The sequence below is a fragment of the Anoxybacillus pushchinoensis genome, from assembly GCF_900111795.1.
GTDB classification, from domain to species: domain Bacteria; phylum Bacillota; class Bacilli; order Bacillales; family Anoxybacillaceae; genus Anoxybacillus; species Anoxybacillus pushchinoensis.
On record NZ_FOJQ01000030.1, the window covers coordinates 20,623 to 31,649 of the forward strand.

At 45.5% G+C, this 11,027-nt stretch carries 11 protein-coding genes and 1 pseudogene; all 12 read right to left on the bottom strand.

Translation table 11 applies throughout. The features are described 5' to 3' along the window. Positions 1-62: 62 nt before the first annotated feature. Positions 63-470 (bottom strand): TIGR03826 family flagellar region protein, encoded by a 408-nt coding sequence (locus tag BM213_RS09205; RefSeq protein WP_091703316.1) that lies wholly within the window; start codon positions 468-470, stop codon positions 63-65. 12 nt (positions 471-482) lie between these two features. After that, positions 483-920, bottom strand: coding sequence for a YaaR family protein (locus BM213_RS09210; protein WP_091703318.1), 438 nt, complete (start codon positions 918-920; stop codon positions 483-485). An 83-nt stretch (positions 921-1,003) separates the two neighbouring features. Further along, entirely contained in the window at positions 1,004-1,819 is an 816-nt protein-coding gene (locus BM213_RS09215; protein WP_091703321.1) for a flagellin N-terminal helical domain-containing protein, read from the bottom strand. A 13-nt stretch (positions 1,820-1,832) separates the two neighbouring features. After that, positions 1,833-2,246 carry a flagellar export chaperone FliS gene (fliS, locus tag BM213_RS09220; RefSeq protein WP_091703325.1) on the bottom strand — a complete coding sequence of 138 codons (414 nt, stop codon included), beginning with the start codon at positions 2,244-2,246 and terminating at the stop codon, positions 1,833-1,835. Between the two features lie 58 nt (positions 2,247-2,304). Further along, entirely contained in the window at positions 2,305-2,592 is a 288-nt protein-coding gene (locus BM213_RS09225) for an EscU/YscU/HrcU family type III secretion system export apparatus switch protein (protein ID WP_091703328.1), read from the bottom strand. Next, positions 2,589-5,669, bottom strand: a complete 3,081-nt coding sequence (locus BM213_RS09230) for a hypothetical protein (protein ID WP_091703331.1) — start codon at positions 5,667-5,669, stop codon at positions 2,589-2,591. The genes BM213_RS09225 and BM213_RS09230 overlap by 4 nt, the downstream gene beginning before the upstream one ends. 82 nt (positions 5,670-5,751) lie before the next feature. After that, on the bottom strand, positions 5,752-6,420 hold the full coding sequence (locus BM213_RS09235; RefSeq protein ID WP_091703333.1) for a ComF family protein: 669 nt from the start codon (positions 6,418-6,420) through the stop codon (positions 5,752-5,754). Continuing rightward, complete coding sequence (locus BM213_RS09240; protein ID WP_091703335.1) at positions 6,417-7,757, bottom strand: ATP-dependent helicase ComFA; 1,341 nt, start codon at positions 7,755-7,757, stop codon at positions 6,417-6,419. The genes BM213_RS09235 and BM213_RS09240 overlap by 4 nt, the downstream gene beginning before the upstream one ends. A 68-nt stretch (positions 7,758-7,825) precedes the next feature. Next, entirely contained in the window at positions 7,826-8,668 is an 843-nt protein-coding gene (locus BM213_RS09245) for a DegV family protein (protein ID WP_091703344.1), read from the bottom strand. 99 nt (positions 8,669-8,767) lie between these two features. Further along, positions 8,768-9,448, bottom strand: coding sequence for a response regulator (locus tag BM213_RS09250; RefSeq protein ID WP_091703337.1), 681 nt, complete (start codon positions 9,446-9,448; stop codon positions 8,768-8,770). Beyond that, a complete protein-coding gene (locus BM213_RS09255) occupies positions 9,445-10,611 on the bottom strand; it encodes a sensor histidine kinase (protein ID WP_091703339.1) in 1,167 nt (388 codons plus the stop codon). Before BM213_RS09255 ends, BM213_RS09250 begins: the two co-directional genes overlap by 4 nt. A gap of 110 nt (positions 10,612-10,721) precedes the next feature. Further along, positions 10,722-11,027: pseudogene (locus BM213_RS09260) on the bottom strand (RNA-guided endonuclease IscB); the annotation flags it as partial.

The following is an 11,027-nucleotide window of genomic DNA, read 5'->3' on the forward strand; positions in this document are numbered from 1 at the left end:
TCCACCTCACTTTTCTCCGCCTTGCTTTCTTATATTTATTATCGGCAAAAAGAAAAAAATGTTTAGTCGTCTTTGCGTCGCTCAGTAAAATACGTTGTTTGATGTTTCGCTTGTTTTTGTCGCTCTTCCTCTTGTTGGATTTTCGTCATCTCTTTTTGGATGCCACTAATACATGAAGAACAGAGGCGTCCTTCCCGAATCGTTGCCCCGCATTTTTCGCACGGATAGCCGAGGTTTGGAAAATGAACGAGCTGCAACCGTCCTTTTTTAATCCATTTAATGATTAACGCTTCTTCTACCCCCGTCGCATCAACAACTTGTGACATCGTTGCCGTGCGATTTTCTCGTTTTCGAATAAATGCATACACTTTTTCAAACAATTTTTCTTCCTCTTTATAGCACGCCTCACATATGTCACGAAATTGCGTCCGTACAAACAAACTTCCACATTTCGGGCAGTTATCTAACATCATTCTCCCACCTTACGTATATATGTTAATAATAAGCCCTTGAATTTCACCGACTAATCCGAGCAAATCGAGCCCTTTTTTCTCTTTTTCCAACACCGCGTTCGTCAGCTCAACTAACTTTTGATCGACTTCTTTCACGAGCTTATAAATTTTCGACCGTCCCCCGCGGCTAAATCCACGTTGCTCTTCAAGTTGCAAACTATTTTTTACTGCATCATCTAAAAACTGTTTAACAAGCTTTTTATACGTTTTTAAGTCTTCGACCGTTTGCGACTCGGCTAATTTTTTCCCTTGCGCTTCAATTTCTTGCGCCATCGTTTGAAAACGTTCAAATAACACATCGCTTTTTTTCTTATGCATCACTTCCGTAAACGATACCGACTCCATCGGCGCGTCATCCTTTTTCGCAACGCGATTTAACGATGCCCGTGACACTTTTTGTACTTCCATCTTGTTCACACCTTTTTCTTTATATTATGCCACACGTACAAAAAAAGGGCGAGGCCGCATCGACCTACCCCCTTCTTTAACTATTAGCTTTTTAACAATTGTAAAATTCCTTGCGGCAATTGGTTTGATTGCGCCAGCATCGCCTGCGCCGCTTGGTTTAAAATGTTATTTTTCGTAAAGTTCGTCATCTCCATCGCCATATCTGTATCGCGAATACGCGACTCAGATGCGGTTAAGTTTTCATGTGCTGTTTTTAAGTTGTTAATTGTATGTTCGAGACGGTTTTGGTATGCACCGAGTTTACCGCGTTCTTCGGATACTTTTGCAATCGCAACGTCAAGAGCAGAAATAGCCGCTTGAGCATTACTATAAGTCGTTATACTTAAAGCATTGATCGACAAGCCTGACGCACTCATATTATTGATGCTTAATGTAATCGATTGACCAGCATTAGCACCAATCTGGAAGTTAACTCCACTGAAACCTCCGCTTAGAAGCGCTGTTTTGTTAAAGTCTGTTGAGGTGGCAACACGCGTAATTTCCGTAATCAACTGTTGTACTTCTTGATCGAGTGCGTTTCTGTCCTCTGACGTGTTCGTTTCGTTAGAAGCCTGCACCGCCAACTCACGCATACGCTGAAGCATGCTATGGACAGAACTTAATGCCCCCTCCGCTGTTTGAATAAGCGAGATCGCATCTAACGCGTTGCGCTCAGCTACTTCTAAACCGCGAATTTGCGAGCGCATTTTTTCTGAGATCGCTAATCCTGCGGCGTCATCTGCGGCGCGGTTAATGCGCAAACCGGAAGAAAGTTTTTCTAAGTTTTTCGCTGTGTTTGATTGGTTCACTGCCAAATTACGATAAGCGTTTAATGCTTGAATGTTATGATTAATTCTCATTTTTTCCGCTCCTTTACTCTGTCATAATAAATTGTTCATATGCCGCTGCTTTTTTCGCTGCGACGTTTGTTGTCGGTTGTTTTTTCAACGCTTCATTCCATGCGGTCGCAATTTCTTTTGCGATCGTGAGCACTTCTTCCATCATCGCTACATCTTTTTTCATATTTGCGTCGATAAGACGCTCCGCCATATAGTTATATAGCGCGTCTAATTGGTGGGCGATAATACCGGCGTCATAATTCAAACCAATACCGAGACGCTGTAAAATATCGTTCGCTTTTTGCAAGCGTCTATTTGCATGGGCGTAGTCGCCCTTTTTTGTGCTTGCGATCGCCTCTTCTACACTTTCCATTAATCCTTCATAAAGTAGCGCTGTTAATTGTTGTGGCGTTTTTTTATACACCACTTCTTCTGTTAAAAACTCCACGCGCTCACTCTCCTTTTGTCGTTCACCTACTTTATTTATCGTCACGTTTTTTTATTGTTTAATAGTTTTTCTCCATTTTTTCAATTAAAATTAAAATTTCTGCGATCACAGCGTACAATTGCGGCGGAATCGTATCGCCAAGGTCAAGATCAAGCAAATGTTGGACGAGCGCGGCATCTTGTTCGATCGGCACTCCGTTTTGTTTTGCTAGTTCAATAATTTTTTCAGCGACGTAACCGCGCCCGTGGGCGACGACGGTCGGCGCTTTATCTCCTTGTTCGTAGCGAATGACCGCCGCCGATGGGCCGTTTATTTCTCGTTTTCGTTTTTGGTTAAAGTACATCATATTGTAAAATCATATCCTTTCTCCGTCCATGTCGCTCGTTTTGGCTCGTTCGTTTGTTTTTCCTCTTTTGTCGCAAACGTCGTAAATTGCACGTTGCCTACGCGGTAGCCGATTTCTTCAAGGCGCTTCGTAGCCGTTTCGACGAGTGGGCGCATGCGCTCCGCAAAATCTTCCCGATCGTTGCGGAACGTCACGGAAAGCGTGCGCTCGTTCGCGCTCAGCAACACCCCGACATCACCGAGCTTTTTCGTTTCAAGTAAAAAGTACAAACTGCAATTTTCCCAATCCACTCTCTTTCCGTCGTTACGGGCGTTCACATATACTTTAACGTCTTTTACTTCCTTTTGCAGCAACAATGGAATCGTGAAAAAGAGCGTTTGCATCGCGCTTCCTTGATCGTTTTTATTCAACAATTGTTGCCCTGTCATATGCGTCAACGCTTGTTCTGCTTGTTTCGCCGCTTCTCCGTTCGCTTGCGCCAGCTGCATCAGAAGACCTTTAACCGTTTCTTCCCGCTGTTCGCTTGCGCCATGAAATACGAGATTGTTCGCGACATCGGCTTCATGCATCAATCCGAGCCGGCGGATCGTTTGCAGCATATGGCGCGCGGACGGTTCCGGCTGGACGATGTCGTTCCATTGCTGGAGCAGCGCCCGTCCAAGCGCTTGCTGTTTAAGCGACTGTGCTTCGATAAAATGTTTTACTTTTACATCTGCCGGCTTAAATTGCATTTGTTCAAGCATGCTTTTTACTTGCTTTACGATTTTTTGCGCCTCCGCCAGTTGTCCTTTATCTAACAGCTTTTTCGCTTCCGCTAGTTGCGAGCTTGCCTGCAACAATTTTTTCTCCATTGTCATATCAGCAAACAACATCGCATCGCTTTTTAAAATCGTTTGATCGAGCTGTTTAATCGTCGTTTCTAACAGCTGTTTCGCCTGCGGACGAGCTGCTTGTTTATATTGGGTGATCAGATGGTCGATCGCATCTAAATTGCGCATCATATCGCGCTTCGTTTGCTGAAATTGCTTCGCTGCCTCCGCCATGCGCCGCGTCACAGTTTGAACGATCATATCTCTTGATTGTAAATTAAGTGCGGCGAGCGACTCGTATGCCGCATCAGCAGGCGACAAAGTATCAGCTGCTGGCAATGTTTGTTCCATTTGTTGGAGCGCTTGAACGACCGTTTGTCTTGCGGCTATTTCGCGACCGCTTTCAGCTAGTTGCTCGGCACGGGCAAACGCTTCTTGCAGCGATGGCTCCATATGTTGAGCAAGCTGCGTGCGCGCCATATGCAACGCTTCTTTTACGTCCGGCTCCTTTTGCATCGTTTTCAACGCTTGCATAACGGCGGTGCGGACGTCGCTTTCTTGCTGTTCGGCACGTTCAGCTGTCAAAAGCGATGTCATAAGCTGTTGACGAGCGCTTTGCAGCGTTTGCGTTGCTTGTTGCAGCGCTTCAAATACGGACGGTTGTTTTGTAAGCGTATGATCCGCTTGCAACTGACGCACGGCCTCGGTCAACGTCATCGTTTGTTGCTGGAGCCGGTCAGCTATCACATGAGCGCGTTTGACATACTCAGGCGCCAGCTGCTGTTCGATCGAGCGTAATGTTTGCACAAGTTGATCGTGAGCCTCCGCACCTCGACCAACCGTTTCAAACAATGTTGCTTGATTGAGCGCACGAATGACCTTCTCCGCTTGCTCCACAGGCAATGTACGAGCGACTTCGCGAACTTGCCCCTCGATCGCTTTAACCGTCGGCGTACTTTCCGCTTGTTTTCGTACTTCTGCCACTTGTTTTAGCTGCTCTGCCTTTGTTTCCACGGTTGACGGTTGCTCCACTCGTTCGCCTACTTTTCGTAATGAAGCGATGAGTTGTTCTTTTGCTTGCTTTCCCATTTGCTCCACTCGTTCGATCGCCTCATTTATATCTTTCATTTCCATGCGCGGCAAAATCGTCTCTTTTAATTGCCGGACAGCTTCTTCTACGTCGCGCGCTGTGCGAATGATTCGACTTGCTTCGTCAATCATTTGTTTTTGAGCAGGGAGCTTCGGCACGTCTTCTCGTTTCTCGGCAGCGTTAAACGCTTCAAGCAAACGATTTTTCGCGCTCAGCGGCTGTCCGGAACGATAAAGCTGTTCCGCCCCTTGCAGCGCCGGTCCAAGCACTTGGCGCACGACATCGCTCCCTTTCGCCATCGCAAGCGCTTTAGCGACAATTGGCTCCCGTTCAATTTGCTGACGTACCATTTGCAACTCCTTATTTGCCGATGATGACTGTTCCACCTTTAAATCCGCATCTTTTTTCTCGTTCACCTCTGCTGCCACAACAACTTGCATGATGCGGCTTCGGGCAAACGTCTCATGTCCGCGCTCTCTCAAAATGGTCGCCTCACGCACAGCTTTCGCGATTTCGTCATGTCCGCTTTCTTCTGCAAACTGCTTCGCCAGTTCGAGCACACGATCGATGTTTCGTTCTTGTTGCAGTTGTGCACGTAGCTCACTAACCGTTTGCGACTGTTGTTTGACGATTGGCGTAAATGAAAAATGCTTATCAATCGCCTGAACGATATCATGTAACGATTCGCCGAACGGTTTACCGTAGAGCGCTTCATGTACCGCTTGTAGCTGTTTAACCGTCATATCAAGCGTTTTGCTTGCGGCAATATGAATCGTTTCTAACTTTTGTTCAACCGTTCCCTTTCCTTCTGTTAAAAATGTCCGTAACGACTCTACCGTTTCACGAGTGAGCGGCAGTTGTTTTTGAGCAACAATCATCGCCGCTTGGCGAAGCTCAGGCGTTTCAAGCGTTTCAAATGATGATGGTGAAGGAGGCGTGACAACCTTTCCTTCCACTATATCCCCATCTCCACCTGTCACTTGCACTTTCACTCGTCCAGATGGCGGTACGTCGCCTTCAAAGCGAAAACGAATGTCGACACCGCGCAATTGTACAATTGCCTCTCGTTCACTCACTTGTTCTTTGACGACCGCCTCATACACATCTCCTGTTTTTAACGTCACAGTCGTTGAATGTGAAGATGCCGGGCGATAATGTCCGTATCCGCGAATTTCCATAACGACCCATCTCCGTTCTCCGATTTTCCTACTCTTTATATCGACCAGTAGAAGGCGGTTTTCAATGGGAGTTTGTTCCCAACTATGAACGGACGAGTGTAAACGAACAAATCTCTCGTGCACCTGCGTCATATAGCAGTTTTGCCGCTTCGTGAACTGTTGCCCCTGTCGTGTAAATATCATCCACGATGACGATGCGCTTTTCAGCTACATCTTCTCCTGTCAAACAAAACTTCCGTCCGACAAAGCGTTCACGTCTCGTTTTTTTCGACTGTTTTTCGTCGTCGATTCGTTGTAAGGCAAAAATCATCGGTACCGATAAAAGCGAAGCGATCGCCTCCGCTTGATTAAATCCGCGTTCAGCTAATCGAGAGGAGCTAAGAGGAATCGGGACGAGGCACACATCCGAAGAAAAATGTTCATCAAACACGCGACGAACATCGAAACGAAACGCTTCAACAAGCGCATAATCGCCACGAAATTTAAAACGATTCATCACTTCTTTCATCCAATCGTTATACATATACACCGAGACGTTTTGTTTCAACACCGTTTTTCGTCTTTCCCACCCGATACAATCTTCACATATCGCTTGATCGCTTAAACGGCTACATCGTTCACAACGATTCCCCTCAAGGCGAATAAAACGAGCTCGACAACGCGGACAACAAACATCCGCTTGACGAAGCGTTAAAAGCATAGCAAGCGATACCGGCGGCAGCCATTCATCATGACAAATGAGGCACTTCATTCGTCAATCAACCCTCGCTTTCGTGCTTCATCGTTCATACGTACAATATGACGCTTGGCGGCGATCATCGCTTTCGTTTTTCCAAAATGAAAAAAGCGAACATCACCTGTCGGATATTGAGCGCTTCGGCCAACACGTCCAGCGATTTGCACAAGCGCACTTTCTGTAAAAATCGGTTGCTCTGCACCTAACACGGCAACGTCAATGTTTGGGATCGTTACCCCGCGCTCTAAAATGGTCGTTGTGACAAGAAGCGGAATTTGTCCACGTCGAAACGCAAGCACTTTTTCCTTTCGTTTCGGATCTTCGGCATGCACCCCTTCGATATGAGGATGAAATTGTTGGAAATACGGAACAACTTGTTGTAAAAAGTCGATGTGAGGGACAAATAAAAAGGCTTGTTTGTTTCTTTCGAGATGCTCGTTTACCCATCGAACGACACAGGATGGCAAACGTTGATTACGCCACTTTTTTTGCCAGTTGCCGCACCATTCAAAAGTCGGAACAGGAAGAGGATGGCGATGATACCGTGCAGGAATCGTCACCGCTTTACGTTGACCACTTTTTACTTCACGTTGCCATTGTTCGTTTGGGGTTGCGGTTAAATAGATGAGTGAGGAGTTCGGTTTTCGTGCCCGTTCTACCGCATAGGAAAGCATCGCATCTACACTATACGGAAATGCATCGACTTCATCGACAATCATCACATCAAAAGCGTGATAATAGCGAAGCAACTGATGCGTCGTCGTCACCGTCAATGAAGCAAGTTTGCCACGGTCTTGGCTGCCGCCATATAATGCCGCCATATCGACCGACGGAAATACACTCGCCAAACGCGGAGCTAGCTCCAATACAACATCCGTGCGCGGAGCAGCAATGCAAACGCGCTTTCCGTGCGACAGCGCCATGTTAATGCCCGCAAATAGCACTTCTGTTTTTCCCGCTCCGCATACGGCCCAAACGAGCAATGAGTCGTTTCGATCAATCGCTTGGCAAACTTCATCGGATGCAAGTTGTTGAGCTGGAGATAATTGACCATTCCATTGAAGCGGTGAAGAAAAAGAGGTAGAAGGAGTTGGTCCAATCCAAATCACGAGCGGATTACATTCGCTACATCGTCCCATCGTTATACATTTGCGGCAATACGTACATATGCGTCCACAGCGCGCACACGGAAACGAAGCAAATAACTGTTGGTCATCGTTATTGCAACGGACGCAACGATAGCCTTGCTTCGTTTTTACAATGCTCTCCACGATCTGCACATGTTGCTTATCGTAAGAAGACGAAAGTTCCGATTTAAGCAGCTGTTTTCCTGCTAAATGCAAACAAATCACCTCCAACAAAAAAGAAGTGGACCATTCGCCCACCTCATATATTCGTGCCTAGCAAAAACAATTCCTGCTTATTTTTTATACCAGCCAAATCCCATCGCACCTTCTCCTAAATGCGTGCCGATGACAGGTCCGAAATAGCTAAGGAAAAATTCAACGTGCGGATATTGTTGCTCAAGTTTTTCTTTCCACGCGCGCGCTTCTTCTTCACAATTCGCATGAATGATGACCGCACGCATCGGAACGCCGAGCGCTGCATCTTCGGCAAATAGCTCTTCTATTCGGCTTAACGCTTTTTTCCGTGTACGAATTTTTTCAAACGGCACAATCACTTTATCAACAAAATGTAAAATCGGCTTTACTTGTAGAAGGCTGCCGATAAACGCTTGGGCGCCGCTTAACCTCCCTCCCCGCTGTAAATGGGATAAATCATCAACCATAAAATAAGCGCGCACCGACTGTTTCATTTCATCTAAACGCGCAATAATGGCTTCGGGATGCGCACCTGCTTGCGCCATTTCCGCTGCTTCGATCGCATAAAACCCTTGCATCATGCAGCTAATTTCTGAATCGTATGCGTACACTTGAATCCCCTCAACCATTTGCCCTGCGGACACAGCCCCTTGGTACGTGCCACTAATGCCGCTTGATAAATGAATCGAAATGACGGCGTCGTATTGTTTCGCTAGCTGCTCGAACGTTTCGACAAATAGTCCAATTGGCGGCTGTGATGTTGTCGGCAGTTGTTCGCTCGTTTTTACTTTGGCAAAAAAATCTTCTGCGCTCATGTCAATCTCTTCACGATACGTCTCTGTTCCAAAGACGACGCTTAAAGGAATGATATGTATATTCAACTGTTCACGAATATGTTTCGGGATATATGCTGTACTATCCGTTAAAATCGCCGTTTTCATCATCTTTACCTTCCTTGTCCAAAATTTTTCCTATCTGCATTGTACTACATTATAACTACCATTGCATTGAAAAAGGTTGTCGAATCCACTTCGACAACCTTATTTCACTTCGACCCATCCATTTTTAATCGCAACAACGACCGCTTGCGTTCGGTCATTGACATTTAGTTTTTGCAAAATGTTGCTTACATGGTTTTTTACCGTTTTTTCACTAATACAAAGCGCATCGGCAATACCCTTATTGCTTTTTCCGTCCGCCAACAGTTGTAATACTTCACATTCCCTACGCGTCAATAAATGGTACGGACGACATACACCTTGATTTTGCTTTTCTTTTTCTACTCCTTCTCCTGCGACGAGACGGCGATATTCTTTCACAAGATTGTGTGTCACTTTCGGATGCAAATATGAACCGCCTTCTGCCACAACACGAACCGCTTCAATTAAAGCGTCGGCATCCATCTCTTTTAATAAATATCCCATCGCACCCGTTTGTAACGCATGCATCACATAGCTTTCATCGTCATGAATCGACAAAATAAGGACTTTCGTATCCGGATACGCTTCAATGAGCTGACGAGTCGCCTCTACACCGTTTACATGAGGCATGTTAATGTCCATAATGACAACATCAGGTTTATATCGCTCAACAAGCGCTAACGCTTCGTCACCGTCGCTTCCTTCCGCAACAACTTCGAAATCTTGCTCAAAATCTAAAATACGTTTAATTCCTTCACGAAACAATTTATGGTCATCAATTAAAACAATGCGCGTCTTCACTGCTGTCGTTCCCCTTTCCCTTCTGTCTTCTGGAGCGGAATGTGCATGGTGACAATCGTTCCGCGTCCAAGTTGCGAGTAAATATGTAATTTTCCTTCCAACCATTCAATGCGCTCGCGCATGCCCATTAACCCGAACGCTTTATCTTTTTTTTCATTCGGATTGAATCCTTTTCCATCGTCCTTAACGACGATCAATAAACTATTTTGCTTCAGCTCCATTTTCACTTGAATCGTTGTCGCTTCAGCGTGCTTTAAGGCATTTTGCACCGCTTCTTGCACGAGGCGAAACACAGCAACTTCAAAACGGTTGGATAGCCGCTTTACCTCTCCCGTATATGTAAACGTAATCGTTGTTTTATGGTACTCTTCAATCGTTTGTAAATATTTTTTTAACGTCGGGATTAAACCGAGATCATCTAGCGCCATCGGGCGTAAGTCGTAAATAATTCGCCGTACTTCATATAGAGCAGAACGTACCATTTTTTTTAAATCGCGCATCTCGCCAATCGCTTCTTCCGCCCCGCGCTCGCGATAAATGCGCTCGATCAGGTCGGAACGCATAATGACGTTCGCAAGCATTTGCGCCGGTCCATCATGAATTTCTCGCGACAGCCGTTTTCGCTCCTCTTCTTGCGCCTCAATAATGCGCAGACCAAACTCTTGCTTTTCATTTGCACCGTTAATAAAGTCGCTTAATTCTTGAAAATCCCCGTTCAAATAGTTCAGCACAACGGTCACTTGCCCAATTAAATGATCGGCCCGTTCAATCGTCTCTTTCACAGCTGTCAAGCGCCGCTCTAACTCATCGCGACGTTGACGCAGCTGCTTTTCCTTCTCTTGCACCATCGCTAATTCCATTTGTAGCGAATGCGCTTTCTCGTACGCTTGTCGAATTTCTGCTTCGGAATAATGAGAAAAGTTTTTGCTCACATCAGATAACCGTTGTCGAGCTAACCGCGTTTTCATCTCTAAACGATCCGTTTGATGAATGACGCGCTTTACTTCTTCTTTTACTTGCTGAAGCTCTTCGATTAAACGGTCATGTTCTTTTCGTGATTGCTCACTAATATGAAAAATTTCAGCTTTGCTTTGATCGACTGTTTCAATCATTTTTTTTACAATACGGTCAAGCTGCCGCGCATCTAGTTTTTTATTGGACATATACACCACCTAAAGAAAATATGACCAAAAGTCAATTGGAATGACTTTTCTGACTTTTAGCTGACGTTTATTCGTACTTCCATCAGTTTTAGGCGAGGAGACCCCGACTTCTAAGCGAGAGCGAAAGTCGGGGAGGAATCGCCCTTCCTCCTTTCAATTAGTAATGTACTAGCATACTCAACTCTTTTTAGTTTTTTCCAGCTTGCTGAAGCATGCACTTTTGTGCCATCTAACAGCCGAAGGTCAAAATAACCGCTGCTTCTTCTGCCAAATATAAAACATTCTTTCCCTTCGTACACCACCTTGTCAAACAGTTGAAACCCTTTGACAAATCGTGGAGCTTTGTTTGATTTTCGTTTTCCACCTTTCAAGATGGTTGCCTTATGCAATTGACGGTTGTTTTTGCGAACGAATTT